Annotated in this window: 21 protein-coding genes and 1 pseudogene; 15 read left to right on the forward strand and 7 right to left on the reverse strand. The window is 71.9% G+C overall.

What is annotated here, in order from left to right; genetic code table 11:
• Positions 1 to 395: pseudogene (locus tag G3I54_RS09400) on the reverse strand (hypothetical protein); the annotation flags it as partial.
• Positions 396 to 482: 87 nt separating this feature from the next.
• Positions 483 to 1,808, reverse strand: a complete 1,326-nt coding sequence (locus G3I54_RS09405; RefSeq protein WP_164612992.1) for a DUF2252 domain-containing protein — start codon at positions 1,806 to 1,808, stop codon at positions 483 to 485.
• A 203-nt stretch (positions 1,809 to 2,011) separates the two neighbouring features.
• On the opposite strand from G3I54_RS09405, the gene dnaE reads away from it, so the two are divergent.
• Positions 2,012 to 5,551: a DNA polymerase III subunit alpha gene (gene dnaE, locus G3I54_RS09410; RefSeq protein WP_164612994.1), complete on the forward strand. Its 3,540-nt coding sequence runs from the start codon at positions 2,012 to 2,014 to the stop codon at positions 5,549 to 5,551.
• A 95-nt stretch (positions 5,552 to 5,646) separates the two neighbouring features.
• On the opposite strand, the gene G3I54_RS09415 is transcribed toward dnaE, so the two are convergent.
• Positions 5,647 to 5,826 (reverse strand): hypothetical protein, encoded by a 180-nt coding sequence (locus tag G3I54_RS09415; RefSeq protein ID WP_010057923.1) that lies wholly within the window; start codon positions 5,824 to 5,826, stop codon positions 5,647 to 5,649.
• Between the two features lie 291 nt (positions 5,827 to 6,117).
• On the opposite strand from G3I54_RS09415, the gene G3I54_RS09420 reads away from it, so the two are divergent.
• From G3I54_RS09420 to G3I54_RS09435, 4 genes are all read left to right on the forward strand, one after another.
• A complete protein-coding gene (locus tag G3I54_RS09420; protein WP_343240296.1) occupies positions 6,118 to 7,389 on the forward strand; it encodes an NYN domain-containing protein in 1,272 nt (423 codons plus the stop codon).
• A gap of 140 nt (positions 7,390 to 7,529) precedes the next feature.
• On the forward strand, positions 7,530 to 8,513 hold the full coding sequence (locus G3I54_RS09425; RefSeq protein WP_137232846.1) for an ABC transporter ATP-binding protein: 984 nt from the start codon (positions 7,530 to 7,532) through the stop codon (positions 8,511 to 8,513).
• A 133-nt stretch (positions 8,514 to 8,646) separates the two neighbouring features.
• The gene (locus tag G3I54_RS09430) at positions 8,647 to 9,489 is read left to right on the forward strand and encodes an ABC transporter permease (RefSeq protein WP_164612998.1); all 843 of its coding nucleotides are present in this window, start codon (positions 8,647 to 8,649) and stop codon (positions 9,487 to 9,489) included.
• A 20-nt stretch (positions 9,490 to 9,509) separates the two neighbouring features.
• The gene (locus G3I54_RS09435; protein ID WP_164613000.1) at positions 9,510 to 10,220 is read left to right on the forward strand and encodes an ABC transporter permease; all 711 of its coding nucleotides are present in this window, start codon (positions 9,510 to 9,512) and stop codon (positions 10,218 to 10,220) included.
• A gap of 195 nt (positions 10,221 to 10,415) precedes the next feature.
• Here G3I54_RS09435 and ybaK read toward each other — a convergent pair whose 3' ends face one another.
• The 4 genes from ybaK to G3I54_RS09455 form a co-directional block, all read right to left on the reverse strand.
• Positions 10,416 to 10,916, reverse strand: coding sequence for a Cys-tRNA(Pro) deacylase (ybaK, locus tag G3I54_RS09440; protein WP_164613010.1), 501 nt, complete (start codon positions 10,914 to 10,916; stop codon positions 10,416 to 10,418).
• A 16-nt stretch (positions 10,917 to 10,932) separates the two neighbouring features.
• Entirely contained in the window at positions 10,933 to 11,697 is a 765-nt protein-coding gene (locus tag G3I54_RS09445; protein ID WP_164613012.1) for an LON peptidase substrate-binding domain-containing protein, read from the reverse strand.
• A gap of 5 nt (positions 11,698 to 11,702) precedes the next feature.
• Positions 11,703 to 12,743, reverse strand: coding sequence for a hypothetical protein (locus tag G3I54_RS09450; RefSeq protein ID WP_164613014.1), 1,041 nt, complete (start codon positions 12,741 to 12,743; stop codon positions 11,703 to 11,705).
• A gap of 219 nt (positions 12,744 to 12,962) precedes the next feature.
• Positions 12,963 to 14,564 (reverse strand): oxidoreductase, encoded by a 1,602-nt coding sequence (locus G3I54_RS09455; protein WP_164613016.1) that lies wholly within the window; start codon positions 14,562 to 14,564, stop codon positions 12,963 to 12,965.
• A gap of 185 nt (positions 14,565 to 14,749) precedes the next feature.
• Here G3I54_RS09455 and hisD point away from each other — a divergent pair, with 185 nt between their 5' ends.
• The 10 genes from hisD to G3I54_RS09500 all read left to right on the forward strand — a co-directional run.
• Entirely contained in the window at positions 14,750 to 16,072 is a 1,323-nt protein-coding gene (hisD, locus tag G3I54_RS09460; protein WP_164613018.1) for a histidinol dehydrogenase, read from the forward strand.
• Positions 16,069 to 17,199: a histidinol-phosphate transaminase gene (locus G3I54_RS09465; RefSeq protein ID WP_164613020.1), complete on the forward strand. Its 1,131-nt coding sequence runs from the start codon at positions 16,069 to 16,071 to the stop codon at positions 17,197 to 17,199. Before hisD ends, G3I54_RS09465 begins: the two co-directional genes overlap by 4 nt.
• A complete protein-coding gene (gene hisB / locus G3I54_RS09470; RefSeq protein ID WP_015607963.1) occupies positions 17,196 to 17,792 on the forward strand; it encodes an imidazoleglycerol-phosphate dehydratase HisB in 597 nt (198 codons plus the stop codon). Before G3I54_RS09465 ends, hisB begins: the two co-directional genes overlap by 4 nt.
• Positions 17,789 to 17,956, forward strand: coding sequence for a hypothetical protein (locus G3I54_RS38905; protein WP_003969742.1), 168 nt, complete (start codon positions 17,789 to 17,791; stop codon positions 17,954 to 17,956). The genes hisB and G3I54_RS38905 overlap by 4 nt, the downstream gene beginning before the upstream one ends.
• A gap of 13 nt (positions 17,957 to 17,969) precedes the next feature.
• Entirely contained in the window at positions 17,970 to 18,614 is a 645-nt protein-coding gene (gene hisH / locus G3I54_RS09475; protein WP_164613022.1) for an imidazole glycerol phosphate synthase subunit HisH, read from the forward strand.
• A complete protein-coding gene (gene priA, locus G3I54_RS09480; RefSeq protein WP_164613023.1) occupies positions 18,614 to 19,339 on the forward strand; it encodes a bifunctional 1-(5-phosphoribosyl)-5-((5-phosphoribosylamino)methylideneamino)imidazole-4-carboxamide isomerase/phosphoribosylanthranilate isomerase PriA in 726 nt (241 codons plus the stop codon). The genes hisH and priA overlap by 1 nt, the downstream gene beginning before the upstream one ends.
• Positions 19,336 to 19,743 carry a RidA family protein gene (locus tag G3I54_RS09485; RefSeq protein ID WP_164613025.1) on the forward strand — a complete coding sequence of 136 codons (408 nt, stop codon included), beginning with the start codon at positions 19,336 to 19,338 and terminating at the stop codon, positions 19,741 to 19,743. Before priA ends, G3I54_RS09485 begins: the two co-directional genes overlap by 4 nt.
• Positions 19,740 to 20,495 (forward strand): imidazole glycerol phosphate synthase subunit HisF, encoded by a 756-nt coding sequence (gene hisF / locus G3I54_RS09490; protein WP_164613027.1) that lies wholly within the window; start codon positions 19,740 to 19,742, stop codon positions 20,493 to 20,495. Before G3I54_RS09485 ends, hisF begins: the two co-directional genes overlap by 4 nt.
• Positions 20,496 to 20,696: 201 nt before the next feature.
• Positions 20,697 to 21,617: a dienelactone hydrolase family protein gene (locus G3I54_RS09495; protein ID WP_164613029.1), complete on the forward strand. Its 921-nt coding sequence runs from the start codon at positions 20,697 to 20,699 to the stop codon at positions 21,615 to 21,617.
• 145 nt (positions 21,618 to 21,762) lie between these two features.
• Positions 21,763 to 23,102, forward strand: a 1,340-nt coding sequence (locus tag G3I54_RS09500; RefSeq protein ID WP_343240297.1) for an ATP-binding protein, incomplete at its 3' end; no start/stop codon positions are given.

Raw genomic sequence — 23,102 nt, forward strand, 5'->3', positions numbered from 1 at the left:
TCGGCCAGCGGGGTGCCCACCGCGCCGACGCCCGCGATCCGGGCCCCGCCCGTGCCGACCTCGCCGCCGCCGCACAGGACGTCGAAGCCCACCGCGCGCAGCGGGCCGGCGACCGGGCCGCCGGCCGCCCCATAACAGAGATGCTGGCCCGTGGTGAAGAGCGTGTCGGCGGCCAGCTCCAGCGGGACCAGCAGGCCCGCGATCGCCCCGAAACCGCGCTCCCGGCCGGCCAGCGCGTACGCCACCGCGAAGACGACGGCGGCCAGCAGCGCGACCGCGGTCAGCGGCAGCGGGACCCGGGAGAGCAGCACATGGGACGCCGTGGACAGGGTGACGACGAGCGCGGTGAAGACCGCCGCGCGCGCGACCCTGAGCTGCGTCCCTGAGATGTCCATCGCCGGAAAGTGTGTCATGCGCGGAGGTAAGCGGACCTTAAAAGAGGCTGAGAGTCCCCGGGCGGGGCCGCCCGGGGACCTGCGGGCCTACAGGCCCGGGATCCGGCCGTTGCGGAAGAGGTCCACGAAGATCTGGTGGTCCGCGCGGGCCCGCGCGCCGTAGCTGTGGGCGAAGTCGACCAGCAGCGGCGCGAAGCTCTCCTCGTCGGCCGCGATGGCCGCGTCGATCGCCCGCTCCGTGGAGAACGGCACCAGCGAGTGCCCGCTCTCGTCGTCGGCGGCCGCGTGCATGGTGGCCGTCGCCCGGCCCAGGTCCGCGACGACCGCCGCGATCTCGTCCACCTCGTCGATGTCGGACCAGTCCAGGTCGACCGCGTACGGCGAGACCTCGGCGACCAGCTGACCGGAGCCGTCCAGCTCGGTCCAGCCCAGCCACGGGTCCGCGTGCGCCTGGAGCGCGCGCTGCGAGATCACCGTGCGGTGCCCCTCGTGCTGGAAGTACTCCCGCACGGCGGCGTCCGTGATGTGCCGGGAGACCGCCGGGGTCTGCGCCTGCTTGAGGTAGATCACCACATCGTTCTCCAGGGCGTCGCTGTTGCCCTCCAGAAGGATGCTGTACGAGGGCAGCCCGGCGGATCCGATGCCGATGCCCCGGCGGCCCACCACGTCCTTGACCCGGTAGGAGTCCGGCCGGGTCAGGCTCGACTCCGGCAGCGTCTCCAGATAGCCGTCGAACGCGGCCAGCACCTTGTAGCGCGTGGCGGCGTCCAGGTCGATCGCCCCGCCGCCGTCCGCGAACCGGCGCTCGAAGTCCCGGATCACCGTCATCGAGTCCAGCAGCGAGAACCGGGTGCGCGAGCGGGCGGCCCGCAGCGCGCCCAGCAGCGGGCCGTCCGCGGTGTCCAGCGTGAACGGCGGCACCTCGTCGTTCTTCGCGCCCGTCGCCAGCGCGTGGATCCGCTCGCGGTAGGAGGCGGCGAAGATCCGGACCAGCTCGGTGATCTGCTCGTCGGCCAGGGCCTTCGCGTAGCCGATCAGCGCCACGGAGGCGGCGAACCGCTTCAGGTCCCAGGTGAAGGGGCCCACGTACGCCTCGTCGAAGTCGTTGACGTTGAAGACGAGGCGGCCGTTGGCGTCCATGTACGTGCCGAAGTTCTCCGCGTGCAGATCGCCGTGGATCCACACCCGGCCGGTGCGCTCGTCCAGGAACGGGCCGCCGTGCCGCTCCCGCTCCAGGTCGGTGTAGAACAGGCAGGCCGTGCCCCGGTAGAAGGCGAAGGCCGAGCCCGCCATCTTGCGGAACTTGACCCGGAAGGCGGCCGGATCGGCGGCCAGCAGCTCCCCGAAGGCGGTGTCGAAAACGGCGAGAATCTGCTCCCCGCGCTGCGCTGCGCCGGTCTGCGTTTCCGACATCTCTTGCTGCCTCCTGCTGTAGCTGGCGTGTCTGGCCGGACCCCTGGTCCAGGTGACCGAGTGCATGACAAAACGGACACGTGTCCCGCCCTCTCCAACGCTCGGCGGAAGCCGGGAGTGCCCGTCGTCCGGGTCCGTCACGTCGTAGACTTCCACGCTGTCCCCCCGTCCGTCATCGCCCGACTTCCCGGAGGCCCGACGCCGTGACCAAGCCGCCCTTCACGCACCTGCACGTTCATACCCAGTACTCGCTGCTGGACGGTGCGGCGCGGCTCAAGGACATGTTCGAGGCCTGCAACGAGATGGGCATGTCCCATATCGCGATGACCGACCACGGCAACCTCCACGGGGCCTACGACTTCTTCCACTCGGCGACCAAGGCGGGCGTCACGCCGATCATCGGCATCGAGGCGTACGTCGCCCCGGAGTCGCGCAAGCACAAGCGCAAGGTGCAGTGGGGGCAGCCGCACCAGAAGCGCGACGACGTGTCCGGATCCGGTGGTTACACCCACAAGACGATCTGGGCGTCCAACAAGACCGGTCTGCACAACCTCTTCCGGCTCTCCTCCGACGCGTACGCCGAGGGCTGGCTCCAGAAGTGGCCCCGGATGGACAAGGAGACCATCTCCCAGTGGTCCGAGGGCCTGATCGCGTCCACCGGCTGCCCCTCCGGCGAGGTGCAGACCCGGCTGCGGCTCGGCCAGTTCGACGAGGCGGTCCAGGCGGCCTCCGACTACAAGGACATCTTCGGCGAGGGCAAGTACTTCCTGGAGCTGATGGACCACGGCATCGAGATCGAGCGCCGGGTCCGCGACGGGCTCCTCGAGATCGGCAAGAAGCTGAACATCCCGCCGCTCGTCACGAACGACTCCCACTACACGTACGCCCACGAGGCGACCGCCCACGACGCCCTGCTCTGCATCCAGACCGGCAAGAACCTCTCGGACCCCGACCGCTTCCGCTTCGACGGCACGGGCTACTACCTGAAGACGACGGACGAGATGTACGCCGTCGACTCCTCCGACGCCTGGCAGGAGGGGTGCGCCAACACCCTCCTGGTCGCCCAGCAGATCGACACCACCGGCATGTTCGAGGCGAAGAACCTCATGCCGAAGTTCGAGATCCCGGACGGCTTCACGGAGATCACCTGGTTCCAGGAGGAGGTCCGGACCGGCATGGCCCGGCGCTTCCCGAACGGGGTGCCCGACGACCGGCAGAAGCAGGTCGAGTACGAGATGGACATCATCATCCAGATGGGGTTCCCGGGGTACTTCCTGGTCGTCGCCGACTTCATCATGTGGGCCAAGAACAACGGCATCGCGGTCGGCCCCGGCCGAGGCTCCGCCGCCGGTTCGATCGTGGCGTACGCGATGGGCATCACCGACCTCGACCCGATCGAGCACGGGCTGATCTTCGAGCGGTTCCTCAACCCCGAGCGCGTCTCCATGCCCGATGTCGACATCGACTTCGACGAGCGTCGGCGCGTCGAGGTGATCCGGTACGTCACCGAGAAGTACGGCGCCGACAAGGTCGCCATGATCGGCACCTACGGCAAGATCAAGGCCAAGAACGCCATCAAGGACTCCGCCCGCGTGCTGGGCTACCCGTACGCGATGGGCGACCGGCTCACCAAGGCCATGCCCGCCGACGTCCTCGGCAAGGGCATCGACCTCAACGGCATCACCGACCCCAAGCACCCGCGCTACAGCGAGGCGGGCGAGATCCGGGGGATGTACGAGAGCGAACCGGACGTCAAGAAGGTCATCGACACCGCCAAGGGCGTCGAGGGCCTGGTCCGGCAGATGGGCGTGCACGCCGCAGGCGTCATCATGTCCAGCGAGCCGATCGTCGACCACGCCCCCGTCTGGGTCCGGCACACCGACGGCGTCACCATCACCCAGTGGGACTACCCGCAGTGCGAGTCGCTCGGCCTGCTGAAGATGGACTTCCTCGGCCTGCGCAACCTGACGATCATGGACGACGCCATCAAGATGGTGAAGTCCAACAAGGGCATCGACCTGGAGATGCTCTCGCTGCCGCTGGACGACCCCAAGACGTACGAACTGCTCTGTCGCGGTGACACGCTCGGCGTCTTCCAGTTCGACGGCGGGCCGATGCGCTCCCTGCTCCGCCAGATGCAGCCCGACAACTTCGAGGACATTTCCGCCGTCTCGGCCCTCTACCGGCCGGGCCCGATGGGCATGAACTCGCACACGAACTACGCGGAGCGCAAGAACGGCCGCCAGGAGATCACCCCGATCCACCCGGAGCTGGAGGAGCCCCTCAAGGAGGTCCTCGGCCTCACCTACGGCCTGATCGTCTACCAGGAGCAGGTCCAGAAGGCCGCCCAGATCGTCGCCGGGTATTCCCTGGGCGAGGCCGACATCCTGCGCCGCGTGATGGGCAAGAAGAAGCCCGAGGAGCTGGCGAAGAACTTCGTCCTCTTCGAGAAGGGCGCCAAGGAGAAGGGCTTCTCCGACGCGGCGATCAAGGCGCTGTGGGACGTCCTGGTGCCGTTCGCCGGATACGCGTTCAACAAGGCGCACTCCTCGGCGTACGGCCTGGTCACCTACTGGACCGCCTATCTCAAGGCGAACTACCCCGCCGAGTACATGGCCGCCCTGCTGACCTCGGTCAAGGACGACAAGGACAAGTCCGCGGTCTACCTCAACGAGTGCCGTCGCATGGGCATCAAGGTGCTCCCGCCCAACGTCAACGAGTCGCTCTCCAACTTCGCCGCCCAGGGCGACGACGTGATCCTCTTCGGCCTGACCGCCATCCGCAACGTCGGCCAGAACGTCGTCGACTCGATCATCCGGTCCCGCAAGGCGAAGGGGAAATACAGCACCTTCCCCGACTTCCTGGACAAGGTCGAGGCGGTCGTCTGCAACAAGCGCACTGTGGAATCGCTCATCAAGGCCGGCGCCTTCGACGAGATGGGCCACACCCGCAAGGGCCTCGTCGCCCACCACGAGCCGATGATCGACAACGTGGTGCAGGTCAAGCGCAAGGAGGCCGAGGGGCAGTTCGACCTCTTCGGCGGCATGGGCGAGGAGGAGAGCGACGAGCCGGGCTTCGGGCTCGACGTGGAGTTCTCCGACATCGAGTGGGAGAAGGCCTATCTGCTCGCCCAGGAGCGGGAGATGCTCGGCCTGTACGTCTCCGACCACCCGCTCTTCGGCCTGGAGCACGTGCTGTCCGACAAGGCCGACGCCTCGATCTCCCAGCTCATGGGCGGCGACTACAGCGACGGTTCCGTCGTCACCGTCGGCGGCATCATCTCCGGCCTCCAGCGCAAGATGACCAAGCAGGGCAACGCCTGGGCCATCGCCACCGTGGAGGACCTGGCCGGCTCCATCGAGTGCATGTTCTTCCCCGCCACCTACCAGCTGGTCTCCACCCAGCTCGTCGAGGACACCGTCGTCTTCGTCAAGGGACGGCTCGACAAGCGCGAGGACGTGCCGCGGCTGGTCGCCATGGAGATGCAGGTTCCCGACATCTCCAACGCCGGGACCAACGCCCCCGTCGTCCTCACCATCCCCACCGTGAAGATCACCCCGCCCATGGTCACCCGGCTCGGCGAGGTGCTCAGCCACCATCGGGGCGACACCGAGGTGCGCATCAAGCTCCAGGGCCCCCGCAAGACCACGGTCCTGCGGCTCGACCGGCACCGGGTCAAGGCCGACTCGGCCCTCTTCGGCGATCTGAAGGTGCTGCTCGGCCCGGCCTGCCTGGCCGGCTGAGCCCGGGCACGACACGACGAGAGGGGCGTCCCGCCGGTGCGGGACGCCCCTCTCGCTGTCTTCAACGCCTGTCTCTACCGCGAGCGGCCGACGGGTCAGTTGTGGCCGAAGCGTCGCTGATGCTTGCGCGCCACGTCGGACGGGCTGCCCTGGGCCTGAGCCTGCGGCTGGTTCTGGGACTCGAACGCCGTCGACTTGGCCTGCTCCGCACTACGCTCCGACGCGGACGCGCGGTCGTGCTGGCTGCCCTGCTTGCGGTTCTTGTTCTTGGCCATGGTGAATGCCTCCTGTGGGGAATCCTGGGGGGCCAGGACCGCTGTCAGACTCACATAGCGCCGCAAACACCGCATGTTGGATCATTACCGTGCGTAGTGGTTTCCGCAGTGGCCTGCTGTTCCGCCGCCTTTTCGCCTTCCTCCCGTATTCCTTTCCGGATCCGCCACGCCGATGATCCAGTTCCGGCCGTTAACCCCTGCGCGGTCGGGCAGACTCGAAGGAAACCCTGGGTAAGCGGACCCGGTCATCGAGGAGCGGGCCGCTGAACCGTTCCCGAATTCTGGAAGAGGGTGGAACGCGTGGACCGTTGCGTCGTCCTGGTGGACGCCGGCTACTTGCTGGGCGCAGCCGCGAGTCTGCTGGCCGGAGAGCCCGCCCGTTCCCGCATCACCGTCGACCACGCGGCCCTCATCCAGGGGCTCCGCGAGCGCGCCGAGGCCGACACCCAACAGCCCCTGCTGCGCATCTACTGGTTCGACGGCGCCCCCGACCGTGTGCCCCAGCCCGAGCACCGCCGGCTCCGCGTGATGCCCCGCGTGACCGTACGGCTGGGCGCCCTGACCCGCAGCGACGGACGCTGGGCGCAGAAGGGCGTCGACGCCGCCATGCACGCCGAGCTCACCGAACTGGCCAGGAACCGGGCCTGCTCCGACGTGGTCCTGGTGACCGGCGACGGCGATCTGCTGCCCGGTCTGATGTCCGCCAAGGAACACGGCGTCGCCGTCCACCTCTGGGCCGTACAGGCCGCCGACGGCGACTACAACCAGTCCGAGGACCTGGTCGCCGAGGCCGACGAACGCCGCGTCCTCGACCGGGCCTGGATCACCAAGGCGGTACGCGCCAAGGACACCGGCGGCGGTTGCGCCCCGCCGCCCGCCCCGCGCCCCGAGATCGCCGCGATCCTCTCCGCGCCGCTGCCCGAGGCGGCCCTCGCCGCCTCCGCCGAACGCGCCTCCGAGGCGCAGGCCGCCGCTGCCCGGGGCGGCTCCGAGACCCCCGCCGAGAACGCCCCCGCCGACGCCTCCTCGGCGGACACCCAGTCGGCCCCCGGGCACAAGACCGTCCCCACCCCCAAGGACCTGGCCGCGCTGCGCGCCCACGCCACCCACCCCGACCGCCAGCACCCGCCCCAGCCCGCGGGCGCCACGCTGCGCTGGTCCTCCGACAAAGGATGGGTGGAGCGTGGCGGCCCCCTCGGCGAACCCGCCGAGACCGCCTCCCTGCCGACCCTCGCCCAGGTCACCAGCGCCGAACAGCGCTGGGCGGACCGGGAGGAGGACATCACCACCGTCGGCGGCGACCCCTTCGAGGTGGGCCAGGTCTTCGCCCGCCGCTGGATGGAGCGGCTGCCGGAGACGGTCCATCTGCAGAAGCTCTCCACCATGTACCCGCGCATCCCGCACCGGATCGACGGCGAACTGCTGCGGTACGCGGCCCGCTTCGGGCTCCTCGCCCACAAGGACGACCAGATCGACGAGCACGACCGCTACGCGATCCGGGCCGGCTTCTGGCGGGAGATCGACGTACGGGCCGCCGCCGAGCACGTACCCGCGGCGGAGTAGGCCCGATCCGCCGGACACACCCCGGCCACCCCGCACGGGGCGACGCGGGGTGGCCCCGGACGCGAGCCGGGGCGGGTGACCCCGTACCCTCGTACCTCGTGAGTACGGGCACAGCACAGGCGCAGAGGGACACCGGCACCGTGTGCGCGGTGCGCGATCTGGTCAAGACCTATCCCGCGGTCCGGGGCCGCCGAGGCACCCCCGCGACGCCCGAGATCCGCGCCACGGACAGCATCAGCCTGGACGTCGAACGCGGCGAGATCTTCGGACTGCTCGGCCCCAACGGCGCCGGCAAGTCCACCCTGGTCCGCCAGCTCACCGGACTGATGCGGCCCGACTCCGGCAGCGTCGAGGTGCTGGGCCACGACCTCGTACGCCACCCCGAGCGGGCGTCCCGGCTGATCGGCTACCTCGGGCAGGAATCCACCGCCCTCGACGAACTGACCGTCTCCCTCGCCGCCGAGACCACCGGACGGCTGCGCGGCCTTGCCGTACGGGAGGCCCGCGCCGAGCGCGACGCCGTCCTGGAGGAGCTGGGCCTCACCGAGATCGCCGGACGGCCGCTGAAGAAGCTCTCCGGCGGTCAGCGCCGGCTCGCCTGCTTCGCCGCCACCCTGGTCGGCGACCGGCCCGTCCTGGTCCTCGACGAACCGACCACCGGCATGGACCCGGTCGCCCGCCGCGCCGTCTGGGCCGCCGTCGACCGCCGCCGCGCCGAGCGCGGGGCCACGGTCCTGCTGGTCACCCACAACGTGATCGAGGCCGAGACGGTCCTCGACCGGGTCGCCGTCCTGGAGCGCGGCCGGGTCATCGCCTGCGACACCCCGGCCGGGCTCAAGGAGAAGGTCGCCGGGGAGGTGCGCGTCGAGCTGATGTGGCGCGAACGGGCCCCGCTGGACGTCCCCGAGGTGGCGGCGCTGCGACCGTCCGCCCAGGAGTCCGGTCGGCGCTGGGTGCTGCGGCTGAGCCCCGACGAGGCGCGGGCCGCGGTCGCCGCGGTGACGGGCGGCGCGGCCTTCGCCGCGCTGGACGATTTCACCCTGGCCACACCCAGCCTGGAAGATGTCTATCTCGCGCTCGGGGGAGACGCGGCCAATGCGACCAAGGGGCTGGTGAAGGCGTGAGAGACAGGACAGGCGTGGGGGACGTGAACGCCGCGGACGCGGCGGACGTACTCGACAGGGTGGACGGTTCGGGCGTGTGGGACGTGCGGGACGGGTTTGACGTGGTGGACGTGTCTAAGGGGAGCGGCCTCAGGTGACGAGCATCATTCCGGCCAGGACCGTACCGTCGCGCGTCCGGCCCGCACCCGGCCCCGCCGCGGCGCCCCCCGCCCGTACCGTCGCCGCGCCCCTCGCGCCGCGCGCCCGGCTGCTGCCCTCGCTGGCCGCCGTCTACCGCGCCCAGCTCTCCCGGGCGCGGGTCGCCCGGATCCCGCTGCTCTTCGTGGCGACCTTCCAGTCCGTCGGGATCATGGTCCTGATGCGGGGCGTCGTGGACGGCGGCGCGGAGGCCCGCGCGGTCGTCGCGGGATCCAGCGTCCTGGTCGTCGCGTTCGTCGCGCTCAACCTGCTCGCCCAGTACTTCGGGCAGCTGCGGGCGTCCGGCGGGCTCGACCACTACGCCACGCTGCCGGTGCCGCCCGCCGCCGTGGTGCTCGGGGCGGCCGGTGCGTATGCCTCCTTCACCGTGCCCGGCACGGTCTTCACCGCGATCACCGGAAGCGTGCTGTTCCAGCTGCCGATGACCCATCTGTGGGTCCTGGTGGCCGTCGTCCCGCTCTCCGGAGCCGCCCTGGCCGGTCTCGGCGCGGCCCTCGGGCTGCTCGCCCCGCGCCCGGAGCTGGCGACCCTGCTGGGCCAGCTGGGCATGTCGGCCGCCCTGCTGCTCGGGGTGCTGCCGGCCGAACGGCTGCCGGAGCCGGTGGGGTGGGCGCGCGATCTGCTGCCCTCGACGTACGGGGTCGAGGCACTGGCCCGGTCCTTCGACGCCCGCCCGGACTGGGGGATCATCGCGTTCTTCCTCGGGATCTGCGCGGTGGTGGGGGTTCTCTCGCTGGCGGTGGCGACGTGGGCGTACCGGCGGGCCGCCGTACGGTAGCCGGTGAGGCGCCTCACAGGGTGGCCTGGCACGATGGCAAGGTGACCGCACCTCTGACGCCGCCTCACCAGCCCGGCCCCCACGACCCGTGGCAGGCCCCGCCCTCGGGCTCCCACCTCGCGCTCTCCACGGGCTCGCCGGACGACCCGGACACGGCCACCGAGCTCCGTCAGGCCGCCGTCGTCGTCGTCCTGGTCGCGCTCGCGGGCATCGCGCTCGGGCTGCTGTGGCTGTGGCTCGCGCCGCGTGTTCCGCTGGTCTCCGACGACACGGCCGTCTTCCTGAAGAACAGCGAGGGCGAGGAGGCGATCGGGGCGGACGGAACGTTCGTCCTGCTGGCCATCGGCTTCGGCGTGCTCTCCGCCGCCGCCGTCTTCTGGCGGCTGCGCCGCGGGGGCGTCCTCGTGGTGGTGGGTCTTGCGCTCGGCGCGGTGCTCGCCTCGCTGCTGGCGTGGCGGGTCGGCATCTGGCTGGGGCCGTCGTCCGATGTGGTGGGGCGGGCCCGGGAGGCCGGTCAGGGCGTGACGTTCGACGCTCCGCTGGAGCTGCACGCGGTGTGGGTGGCGATGCTGGCCTGGCCGTTCGCGGCGATGGGGATCCATCTGCTGCTCACGGCGGCGTTCGGGCCGCGGGATGTGGAGCCGGACTGGGCGGGGTCGGGGTACGCGAAGTATTACGGGGAGCCGGAGTCGTCGTCGGGCTCGCCGTCCTCGGAGGGCGGGTCGGCGTAGGGAGCGCCTGCGGCGGGCTGTTCCCCTACCCGCCCCTTCCCGAAACCGGGGCTGTGCCCCGGGCCCCCTTTGTCCTCAAGCGCCGGACGGGCTGGTTTCGGGGCTCCGCCCCGGACCCCGCTCCTCAATCGCCGGAGGGGCTACAGATAGCCTCGCCGGCGATTGAGGACATCTTTGAGGCGCGCGAGGAAATCCTCAGCCCCGTGCGATCTCCGCGAACGTCGCCCCCGTCAGCTCCGCCAGATCCGTCGCCGCCAGTTCGACCTCCAGGCCGCGTCGCCCCGCCGATACGCAGATCGTGGCGTGCGCGCGCGCCGACGTGTCCAGTACCGTGCGCAGGCGCTTGCGCTGGCCCAGTGGGGAGATGCCGCCGCGTACATAGCCCGTGGTGCGTTCCGCGGCCGCCGGGTCCGCCATCGCGGCCCGCTTGCCGCCCACCGCGGCGGCCAGGGCCTTGAGGTCCAGGGAGCCGGCCACCGGGACCACCGCCACCGTCAGAGCGCCGTCCACCTCCGCGACCAGGGTCTTGAAGACCCGGTCGGCGGAGACGCCCAGGGCCTCGGCGGCCTCCTCGCCGTAGGACGGGCTCGCCGGGTCGTGGTCGTAGGCGTGGACCGTGAAGGCGGTGCCCGCCGCGGTCAGGGCGACCGTGGCGGGGGTGCCGCCCGGCTGCTGCTTCTTGGATTTCTTCGCCAACGGGGGCCGGTCCTCGTCAGTTGGGGTGGGTGGGGGCCCGCGTCAGGTCCGTCGCGGGCAGCGAGGGCAGGTGCCGGATGACCGCGGTCTCCTTGCGCAGCAGCGTCAGCTCCTCGCGCAGCCGGGTCGCGGTGTCCGGGGCCTGGAGCAGGCGCTGCTTGGTGGGGACGTCCAGGACCGTGGCCGCCGCGACCAGGTAGGAGATCACCGACGGGTCGTCGGGGAGGTCGGCGCCGGTCGCCAGCGAGCGTTCGCTCGCTCCGGCCAGCCGCTTCTGGTAGGCGCGGAAGGCCCGCAGGACGCCCTCGGCGAGCGCTCCGGCCTCGTCGCCCTCGTCCTCGCCGGGCGGCTCCTCGGCCAGGTCCTCGACCTCGGCGGTCAGATACGGGCCGCTCGTCTCGACGGACAGCAGCCTGACCCGGGTGGTGCCGGTGGCCACGACCTCGAAGCTGCCGTCGGCGCGCTCGCGGATCGTCGCCGCGTCGGCGACGCAGCCGACCCGGTGGAAGGTCTGGATCGGGTCGGGGCCGAAGCCCTCCGCCGGGGCGCGCTCGGTGGGCGGGGCCGCCGCGACCGTGTCCGGCATGCCGGTGGCCGTCGGGGCGATCTCGCGGCCGTCGCGGATCGCGACCACGACGAAGCGGCGAGGTTCGTCCTCGTCGCTCTTCAGCAGCTCCCGCATCATGGCGCGATATCGCTCTTCGAAGACGTTGAGCGGCAGCACCAGGCCGGGGAACAGCACCGCGTTGAGCGGGAAAAGGGGAAGGCGGGCGGTGGTCACAACGCTCAAGCGTAATGGCCCCGGGGGCGGCCGTGGTCGGCCCGGTTGCGCAACGGGGTCAGGGAGGCCACCTGGAGCCGCGCGCCGTCCCGTGCGTCCAGGAATCGGCCGAGCGCGTCCTCGGACACCGAGGACCACGGGAACGACGTCGCGTGCAGCCCGATCAGGTTGAACTGGTGCAGCGCCTCCACCCAGCGGCCCCGGGCGAGCAGGACGTACGCGAGGAGGTTGCGGACCTCGGCCGGCCACGGGTCGCCGGGCCGGTAGGCGGCCGAAAGCCCGATCGCCAGGTCCGCCGCCGCGTCGATCCGCTCCTCCAGTACGGAGGTGGTCCGGCCCGCCGCCTGGGTGTCCAGGAGCAGCGCGAAGGCCGCCCGGACCGGCAGGGCCTGCACCAGGGAGTCGGGCCTCGCGTCCTCGGCGGCCCGCTCCGCGAAGTCGAAGCACTCGCGGTGCGAGCCGTACCAGGCGGCCGACAGATAGCGCAGCGCCGCCACATGGCAGCCGTAGTGGTGCGCGGAGCGCCGTACGGCCTGCTCCCACAGCGACTCGAAGGCGGTGTGCGTGGCGTGGGTGCCGCGTGCGTGGTCCAGGGCGAGCCGCCACGGCACGGGGTCGCGCGGGTCCGCGTCGGCGGCGGCGGTGATCAGCGGGCCGACCTCGCGGAGCCGTTCCGCGCGGGCGGGCGACTCCCAGGCCCGGCGAACCGCCAGCTCCGCCTTGACCAGCAGCGCGTCCGGATCGCGCGGGGCGGCGGCCAGCCACTGGTCGAGCCAGCCGTCCCGGCTGCGGGCGAAGGTGACGAGCCGGCCGAGGTAGCGGTCCCGGTTCTCCCAGTCGGCGGCGTCCCGGGTGGTGGCGAGCAGCTTGGCGGCCGGTTCGTGGTCGCCCAGGGCAGCGGCGACCAGCGCGGGAGAGAGCCGCTCGTCGGGGGCGTCGAGCAGCACCGCGTCATCCGCGGACAGTCCGGCGGACAGCGGAGGGCTGTGCCGGATCATGCGCGCGGTACTGAGCAGAGCGCGAAGGAAGGCCATGGTGCAGACCATTGAAAAGCCCTGGTGAGGGCGGCGCCAGGGGTGTGCTGTGAAGCTTCTGTGCCGAGTGAATGGGTTGTATCGGGCCGGGTCAAGAAAGGGCAAAGGAATGGGCTTCTGTTGGCTTGATTGCGTTCTCCCGTGCGGCCCGCCCGCCCCTGTGGTCACACAGGGCGGACGGCCGGAGCCTCGGCCCCGACCGCCCGAGGCCGCCTGGGAACGCCCCCGAGGTCAGCCCCTGCGCAGCATCCGGGAAGCCCCGGCCGCCACCGTGGTGGCCAAAACCCACCCCACCAGCACCAGACCGGCCGCGGCCCACTGCCAGGTGCCTTCCATCCGCCAGTAGCCGTCCTGCCCGAGGTTGATCACCGGGATCAGCAGATCCAGCGCGTACAGCGCGGGGTTCCACAGCGGCGACTCGTCGCCCTTGACCGCGCGCGGGGTGTGCTGCGCGAAGGCCGCCGTGCCCGCCGCCCACAGCACCGCCATCCACACCGCCGCCCGCCCCGGCCGGTAGCCGTACGCCACCGTCCAGTCCTGGAGGTACCCCCAGGCCTTCGCGGCGGGCGGCAGCGTCTCGCGGCGGCGGCGCTGCTTGGCGAGCAGCACCTCGCGCGCGTCCGCGTCCTCGCCGCTGCTGCGCATCACCGTGGCCAGCCGCTCGTACGGCTCGGGGACGTACTCCGGCGTCGCGGCCTGCACCCACTCCAGGCGCCGGGAGAGCGGGAAGTGGCCGTAGGGGACGAGGTTCTCGTAGACGAAGCCGCCCATCGCCAGACCGCCGGGGCCCGGCCAGCTCGTCGACAGGTCGATCAGGGTCACCACCTTCGCGCCGTTCAGGACGACCCGGCCCTCCTCCGGGCGCTCCGCGTTGAACCGCAGCTCCGGCGTCACGATCCGGCGCAGCGACAGCTCCTCCTGCCGGGTCATGGTGAACCGGGCCTTGTGCAGGTCCACCGCGTCCCCGAACCGCCCGTCGTCCAGGCGCACCCCGCCCCGGCACTCGAAGATCTGCGAGCGGGTGCCGCGCGCCGGGGTCGGGGCGTAGACCACGCCGTACGGGGGAGTGGTGCCCTGGTTCCCCGTGTCGACGCTCACCCACGCCTCGGTCATGTAGAGCGTGCGCTCCACCGTCAGCTGCGGGGCGTTCAGCGCGCGACGGTCCTCCGCGGCGCGCAGCCGGCTGCCGCGCAGGCTCAGCGAACCGCCCACCTTCGCCCCGCGCAGGCTCAGCTCGCCGAGCGTCTCGATCATCTCGGCCTGGAGGTCCTGCGCGACCGCCATGCCGTCCCCGACGACGGCCCGCCCGTGCCGGTCCGGGCCGACGCTGAGCTGGTTGATCAGGAGGTCCGTGCCGATCTGGGCGTCGGTCAGCCGGATCCCCCGGTCGATCCGGCAGCGCGGCAGATGCAGATCGCCCTCCGTGTGCAGCCGCGCCGCCTCCAGCCGGGGCAGCGCGCAGCCCACCAGCCGCAAGGTCGTGAAGTGGCACTCGGGGAGCACCACCTCCTGCTCGAACCGGCAGCCGGTCAGCTCCACGTACGGAGCCACCCGGCCGCCCGCCAGATCCAGCTTTCCGGTGATCCGCACCCCTCGGAGCTTCAGCGCCGCCACCCGGCCGGGCCGGGCGGGCGGACCGCTCAGCAGCAGTCGTGCCACCGTGCGCGCGCCGACGCTCCGCTCGGGCCCCCACACCTGCGGGGCGAACGGATCGTTGTGGGTCGTGTCGTAGCTGCGTAAGTCATAGGTGGTCCCGTTGCGGAAGGACTGCCACATGCCCAGCTCCGCTGCGCTGAGGCCGTCCGGGATATCGCCTTCGTGCGGCTCGGTCACGGCCGCTCCCTCCGTGCACACATGCTGTAGTGCTGTTCTTCCCTCTGTGTGACGCCGTGAAAGCTAGCGGTCAGCAGTGACAGCCGGACATGGCCGAGACGTGTATCGGCCAGTGGTGCGGACGATCGGTATCAGCCAGTGATACGGGCGACCGGCCGCCCGGAACGGTCTGAGAGAATTGCCGTGTGATCTCTCGAATCGATCTGCGCGGTGACGCCCTCCCCGAGGGCGCCGCCCTGCGCGACCTGCTGCCCCGTGCCGAGTTCGACGTGGAAGCCGCCCTGGAGACGGTGCGGCCCATCTGCGAGGACGTACGCCATCGTGGCTCCGCGGCAGTGATCGAGTGGGGGGAGAAATTCGACGGTGTCCGGATCGAGTCGGTCCGGGTGCCCGCCGAGGCGCTTTCCCAGGCGCTTCAGGAGCTGGACCCGGCCGTCCGGGCCGCCCTGGAGGAGTCGATCCGCCGCGCCCGCCTGGTCCACCGCGAGCAGCGCCGCACCACGCACACCACCCAGGTCGTCCCCGGCGGCACCGTCACCGAGAAGTGGGTGCCCGTCGAGCGCGTCGGGCTCTACGTCCCCGGCGGCCGCGCGGTCTACCCCTCCTCCGTCGTGATGAACGTCGTCCCGGCCCAGGAGGCCGGCGTCGAGGGCATCGCCGTCTCCTCCCCGCCGCAGAAGGACTTCGGCGGACTGCCGCACCCCACGATCCTCGCCGCCTGCGCCCTGCTCGGCGTCGACGAGGTGTACGCCGCCGGCGGCTCCCAGGCCGTCGCGATGTTCGCGTACGGCACCGAGGACTGCCCCCCGGTCAACCTGGTCACCGGCCCCGGCAACATCTACGTCGCCGCCGCCAAGCGCCTCCTCAAGGGCCGCATCGGCATCGATGCCGAGGCCGGGCCCACCGAGATCGCGATCCTCGCCGACGCCACCGCCGACCCCGCGCACGTGGCCGCCGACCTGATCAGCCAGGCCGAGCACGACCCGATGGCCGCCGCCGTCCTGGTCACCGACTCCGCGGAGCTGGCCGCCGCCACCGAGGCCGAGCTGGCCCCGCAGGTCGCCGCCTCCAAGCACATCAAGGACCGCATCGAGCCCGCGCTCGCCGGCCGCCAGTCCGCGATCGTCCTGGTCTCCTCCATCGAGGACGGCCTCAAGGTCGTCGACGCGTACGGCGCCGAGCACCTGGAGATCCAGACCGCCGACGCCGCCGCCGTCGCCGACCGGGTCCGCAACGCCGGAGCGATCTTCGTCGGCCCCTGGTCGCCCGTCTCGCTCGGCGACTACTGCGCCGGCTCCAACCACGTCCTGCCCACCGGCGGCTGCGCCTGCCACTCCTCGGGCCTCTCCGTGCAGTCCTTCCTGCGCGGCATCCACATCGTCGACTACAGCCGCGACGCGCTCGCCGAGGTCACCCACCATGTGGTGACCCTCGCCGAGGCGGAGGACCTCCCCGCCCACGGCGCAGCGCTCAAGGCAAGGTTCGGCTGGAAGGTTCCGCAGCAGTGACGTACGACAGCACCACCCCCCGCAACCCCTGGGACGAGCTCCCCATCCGCGACGAACTGCGCGGCCAGTCCCCGTATGGAGCACCCCAGCTCGACGTCCCCGTACGCCTCAACACCAACGAGAATCCGTACCCGCTCCCCGAAGCTCTGGTCGACCGGATCGCCGAGCGGGTCCGCGAGGCCGCCCGCGGCCTCAACCGCTACCCCGACCGGGACGCCGTCGAGCTCCGCACCGAGCTGGCCCGCTACCTGACCCGCACCGCCGGTCACGAGGTGACCGCGGCCAACGTCTGGGCCGCCAACGGCTCCAACGAGGTCCTTCAGCAGCTGCTCCAGACCTTCGGCGGGCCCGGCCGCACCGCGATCGGCTTCGAACCCTCGTACTCCATGCACGCCCTGATCTCCCGGGGCACCGGCACCGGCTGGATCTCCGGCCCGCGCTCGGCGGACTTCACCATCGACGTGGACGCCGCCCGCGCCGCCATCGCCGAGCACCGCCCCGAGGTCGTCTTCATCACCTCGCCCAACAACCCCACCGGCACCGCCGTCGACGCCGAGACCGTCCTCGCCCTGTACGACGCCGCGCAGGCCGCCGGACCCTCGATGGTCGTCGTCGACGAGGCATACGGCGAGTTCAGCCACCACGCATCGCTGCTCCCGCTGATCGAGGGCCGCCGCAACCTGGTCCTCTCCCGGACCATGTCCAAGGCGTTCGGCGCCGCCGGGCTCCGCCTCGGCTACCTCGCCGCCGACCCGGCCGTCGTCGACGCGGTCCAGCTGGTGCGGCTGCCGTACCACCTCTCCTCCGTCACCCAGGCCACCGCGCTCGCCGCTCTGGAGCACACCGATACGCTGCTCGGGTACGTCGCGCAGCTCAAGAGCGAGCGCGACCGGCTGGTGGCCGAGCTGCGCGCCACCGGCTACGAGGTCACCGACTCGGACGCCAACTTCGTCCAGTTCGGCCGCTTCGACGACAGCCACGCCGTCTGGCAGCAGATCCTCGACCGGGGCGTCCTGGTCCGGGACAACGGCGTACCGGGATGGCTGCGGGTCTCCGCAGGAACCCCGGCAGAGAACGACGCGTTCCTCGATGCGGTACGCGAACTGAAGAAGGAGCACGACGCATGAGCCCCCGCGTAGGCCGCGTGGAACGCACCACGAAGGAAACGTCCGTGCTGGTCGAGATCAACCTCGACGGCACCGGAAAGGTCGATGTCGCCACCGGGGTCGGCTTCTACGACCACATGCTCGACCAGCTCGGCCGCCACGGCCTCTTCGACCTCACGGTCAAGACCGAGGGCGACCTGCACATCGACAGCCACCACACCATCGAGGACACCGCCCTCGCGCTCGGCGCCGCCTTCAAGCAGGCCCTCGGCGACAAGGTCGGCATCTACCGCTTCGGCAACTGCACCGTCCCGCTGGACGAGTCGCTCGCCCAGGTCACCGTCGACCTCTCCGGCCGCCCCTACCTCGTGCACACCGAGCCCGAGAAGATGGCGCCGATGATCGGCGAGTACGACACGACGATGACCCGGCACATCCTGGAGTCCTTCGTCGCCCAGGCGCAGATCGCCCTGCACGTCCACGTGCCGTACGGGCGCAACGCCCACCACATCGTCGAGTGCCAGTTCAAGGCCCTCGCCCGCGCCCTGCGGTACGCCAGCGAGCACGACCCGCGCGCCGCCGGCATCCTGCCCTCCACGAAGGGCGCCCTGTGACCGGCCTCAACACCATCCTGATCGTCGTCGGCCTCTTCCTGGCCGGCGGCGTCTACTCCTTCGCCAAGCAGGGGATGCCCAAGGGCGTCATCGTGCTGCTGTCGATCGGCTCCGTGATGTGCCTGGTGGCGGGCATCCTGCGGATCCAGGGCCTGTGGGACTGAGGACAGGTACGTCATGAGTGAGAACAAGAAGAAGGTCGTCGTCTTCGACTACGGCTTCGGCAACGTCCGATCCGCCGAGCGGGCCCTCGCCCGTGTCGGCGCGGACGTCGAGATCACCCGCGACTACGACCGCGCGATGAACGCCGACGGGCTCCTCGTCCCCGGCGTCGGCGCGTTCTCCGCCTGCATGGACGGGCTGAAGCGGGCCCGCGGCGACTGGATCGTGGGCCGCAGGCTCTCCGGCGGCCGCCCCGTGATGGGCATCTGCGTCGGGATGCAGATCCTGTTCGAGCGCGGCATCGAGCACGGCGTGGAGACCGAGGGCCTGGACGAATGGCCCGGTACGGTCGGACCCCTGAAGGCCGACGTCGTCCCGCACATGGGGTGGAACACCGTCGAGGCCCCCGAGGACTCCCGGCTCTTCGCGGGCCTGGACCCCGAGGCCCGCTACTACTTCGTGCACTCCTACGCGGCGCACGACTGGTCCCTCGAAGTGACCAACGCCAAGATCCGTGCGCCCAAGGTCACCTGGGCCACGCACGGCGAACGGTTCGTGGCCGCCGTGGAGAACGGCGCGCTGTGGGCCACCCAGTTCCACCCCGAGAAGTCCGGCGATGCCGGCGCCCAGCTGCTGACCAACTGGATCGAGACGCTGTAATGCCGAAGCTTGAACTGCTCCCCGCCGTCGACGTCCGCGACGGCCAGGCCGTCCGCCTCGTGCACGGCGAGTCCGGCTCCGAGACCTCCTACGGCTCCCCGCTGGAGGCCGCCCTCGCCTGGCAGTCCGCCGGCGCCGAGTGGCTGCACCTCGTCGACCTGGACGCCGCCTTCGGCACCGGCGACAACCGCGCCCTGATCGCCGAGGTCGCCGGGGCCATGGACATCAAGGTCGAGCTGTCCGGCGGCATCCGCGACGACGCCTCGCTCGCCGCCGCCCTCGCCACCGGCTGCCGCCGCGTCAACCTCGGCACCGCCGCCCTGGAGACCCCCGAGTGGGTCGCCAAGGTCATCGCCGAGCACGGCGACAAGATCGCCGTCGGCCTCGACGTCCGCGGCACCACCCTGCGCGGCCGCGGCTGGACCCGCGACGGCGGCGACCTCTACGAGACCCTCACCCGCCTCGACTCCGAGGGCTGCGCCCGCTACGTCGTCACCGACATCGCCAAGGACGGCACCCTGGAAGGCCCCAACCTGGGCCTCCTGCGCGACGTCTGCGCCGCCACCGACCGCCCGGTCGTCGCCTCCGGCGGCGTCTCGTCCCTGGACGACCTCCGCGCGATCTCCCTCCTCGTCCCCGAAGGCGTCGAGGGCGCGATCGTCGGCAAGGCGCTGTATGCGAAGGCGTTCACGCTGGAAGAGGCCCTCAAGGCGGTCGCCGCATGACCGATGCCGCCCCTTCCGTACGCCGGATCTCCACCGGCGCTCCCTGGGAGGAGAAGTTCGGCTACTCGCGCGCCGTCGAGCTCCCCAACGGGCTCGTCCTGGTCGCCGGCTGCACCTCCGTCGTCAACGGCCAGATCTCCGCGGGCTCCCCGTACGAGCAGGCGATCACCTCCTTCGACGTCGCGTTCGCGGCGCTGGAGCAGGTGGGCCTGACCCGCGAGGACGTCGTCCGCACCCGGATGTACCTCACGCACGCCCGGGACGTGGACGACATCGGCCGCGCCCACAAGGAACTGTTCGACGCCGTACGCCCCGCCGCCTCCATGATCATCGTGTCCGGTTTCGTGGACCCGAGCCTGGTCGTCGAGGTCGAGGTCGAGGCCTACCGAGGAGGCGCGAAGTGACGCTCGCCGTACGGGTCATCCCCTGCCTGGACGTCGACAACGGCCGGGTCGTCAAGGGCGTCAACTTCCAGAACCTGCGCGACGCCGGCGACCCTGTCGAAATGGCCAAGCTGTACGACGCCGAGGGCGCCGACGAGCTGACCTTCCTCGACATCACCGCCTCCAGCGGCGACCGTGAGACGACGTACGACGTGGTCCGCCGCACCGCCGAGCAGGTCTTCATCCCGCTCACCGTCGGCGGCGGCGTCCGCACCCCGGACGACGTCGACAAGCTGCTGCGCGCCGGGGCCGACAAGGTGGGCGTCAACACCGCCGCCATCGCCCGCCCCGACCTCATCCGCGAGATCGCCGAACGCTTCGGCCGCCAGGTCCTGGTGCTCTCCGTCGACGCCCGCCGCACCCCTCAGGGCACCTTCGAGGTCACCACGCACGGCGGCCGCAAGGGCACCGGCATCGACGCCGTCGAGTGGGCGCACCGGGCCGCCGACCTGGGCGCGGGCGAGATCCTGCTCAACTCGATGGACGCCGACGGCACCAAGGACGGCTACGACACCGAGATGATCGAGGCGGTGCGCAAGCACGTCACCGTCCCCGTCATCGCCTCCGGCGGCGCGGGCCGGCTCGCCGACTTCGCCCCGGCGATCGAGGCGGGGGCCGACGCGGTGCTCGCCGCGTCCGTCTTCCACTTCGGCGACCTGCGGATCTCCGAGGTCAAGGGCGCCCTGCGGGAAGCGGGCCACCCGGTCCGCTGAGCCCGTACGGAAGCGAGGCGGTATCACCGGTCCGCCGAGACCGGTGATACCGCCGATGCGTATCCACGGGCCGCACCGTGAGAGTGGCGAACGCCGGCGAACGACGCCGGCAGCCACGCGGTGCACCCCGAGGCCCCCGGACGACGGGCCGCCGGAGATTCCCGCGTGGTGTGGTTCCGCCACCACCGAGAGGATCCCCCCGTGCAGCAGCACCTCCCCTCGCACCAGCACCCCCCGCGCCCGAGCCGCTCCCGTACGCTGACCAGCCTGCTGACCGCCGCCGCGGCCACCGCAGGTCTCCTGATGACCGCCCTGGTCCCGGGCGCCCAGGCCGCCGACAACCCCTACGAGCGCGGCCCGGCCCCCACCAACGCCTCCATCGAGGCGAGCCGCGGCTCGTACGCCACGTCCCAGACCTCCGTCTCCTCGCTCGTCGCGAGCGGATTCGGCGGCGGCACGATCTACTACCCGACCTCCACCGCCGACGGCACCTTCGGCGCGGTCGTCATCTCGCCCGGCTTCACCGCCTACGAGTCCTCCATCGCCTGGCTCGGACCGCGCCTGGCCTCCCAGGGCTTCGTGGTCTTCACGATCGACACCAACACCACGCTCGACCAGCCCGACAGCCGGGGCCGCCAACTCCTCGCCGCACTGGACCACCTGACCCAGCGCAGCTCGGTACGGACCCGGGTCGACGCGTCCCGGCTCGGCGTGATGGGCCACTCGATGGGCGGCGGCGGCTCCCTGGAGGCGGCGAAGAGCCGTACATCCCTCAAGGCGGCCATCCCGCTGACCGGCTGGAACACCGACAAGACCTGGCCCGAACTGCGCACGCCCACCCTGGTGGTCGGCGCGGACGGTGACACGGTCGCACCGGTCGCCACGCACTCCGAGCCGTTCTACGAGTCGCTGCCCCGCTCCCTGGACAAGGCCTATCTGGAGCTGCGCGGTGCCTCGCACTTCACGCCGAACACCTCCAACACGACGATCGCGAAGTACAGCATTTCCTGGCTGAAGCGATTCATCGACAACGACACCCGGTACGAGCAGTTCCTCTGCCCGCTCCCGCAGCCGAGCCTGACCATCGCGGAGTACCGGGGCAACTGCCCGCACACCGCGTAAACCCGGCGCTCCGGACCCTGCCGCGCTGTGCTCCGGCACAGCGCGGCAGGCCTCCGGCTGGGAGCGCGCACCGCACCGGCCCGTCCCCGTGCGGGACCCGGACGCGGCGCTTCCTCCCTCGCCGAGGCGAACGTACGGTGCCGGTGTGACCTCATCGACGACCGTGCGCAGTCCGCTCCGGCTGTACGGCCGGGACGATGAACTCGCCACCCTGGAAAGCCTGTTGGAGCTGTCGCGGCGAGGCGGCGGAGGTGCGCTCGTGCTGGCCGCGCCACCCGGCCTCGGCCGTACGGCCCTGCTGCGCGAGGCCGCCGACGCACACCGCGACCGGGGGCCGGTGCTGTACGCCACGGCCGCCACGGCGATGCGCTCCGTGCGCTACGGCGGGCTGCACGCGCTGCTCGGGCCGGCGCTCGCCCCCACCGGAGTCGTCACCCCCGAGGCGCTGCTCGGCCGGCTGCGCGAACTCGGCGCCGGGCGGCCCCTGCTGGTCTGCGTGGACGACGCGCACACCTGGGATCCGGCGTCCCGGACCGCGCTCGCCCTCGCGGCCCGTGGGCTGGGCCCGGGCAGCCGGATCGCCGTCCTGCTCACGGCCGCCGACGGCACCGCCTTCGCCGGACTGCCCACGCTGCGTCTGGCGCCCCTGGACGAGGGCGCGGCCGGGGCGATCCTGGACCGGCTGACCTCCGGCACGGAAGGGCTCGACCCGGTCGTACGCGCCGAACTCCTCCGCGAGGCGGCCGGAAACCCCCGCCTGCTCGACGGACTCACCGGTCGCCTCACCCCGGACCAGCTCGCCGGCCGCACCCCGCTGCCCTTCCCCCTGCCCGGCGGCGAAGCGGTGCTGGCCGCCCACGCCGAACGCCTCGACGGCCTCCCGGACCGGACCCGCACCCTGCTCCTGCTCGCCGCCGCGGCCCAGGAGCACGAGCCGGAGGGCGCCGGCGCGGACGCCCTGTTCCTGCTGCGCGCGGGCACCCGCAGCGGACTGTCCCGCACCTTCCTGGACCGGGCTTTGTTCGATCCGAGCGGCACCGACGGAATCCTTCAACGGGCAGGCAGCCGCGTCCACTTCACCCACCGCCTGATCGCCCGCGCCGTACTCCACCACGCCCCCTGGCCCCACCGCCGCGCCGCCCACGAACTGCTCGCCGCCCTGCTGACGGAGGCCGCTCACGCACCTGCGCCGGTCACCACCACCGCGCCCCCTCCGGGCCGCCCGGTCACCGCACCCACGCCCGCCTCGCCCGCACCCTCGCCCGCCTCGCCCGCACCCTCGCCCGCCTCGCCCGCACCACCTCTGCCACCCGTCCCGCTGGCCGCCCTGGTCCAGCGGGCCTGCGCCGCGCCCGGGCCGGACGCCGTGCTGGCCGCCCGGATCGAAGCGGCCGCCGTCGCCCCCTGCCCGCACGCCGAGCGCTCCGCCGCCCTGGTCCGTGCCGCCCTGCTCTCCACCGAACCGGCGCTGCGGGCGGCCCGGTT

The organism is Streptomyces sp. SID14515 (genome assembly GCF_010548505.1).
Taxonomy (GTDB): Bacteria; Actinomycetota; Actinomycetes; order Streptomycetales; family Streptomycetaceae; genus Streptomyces; species Streptomyces caviscabies.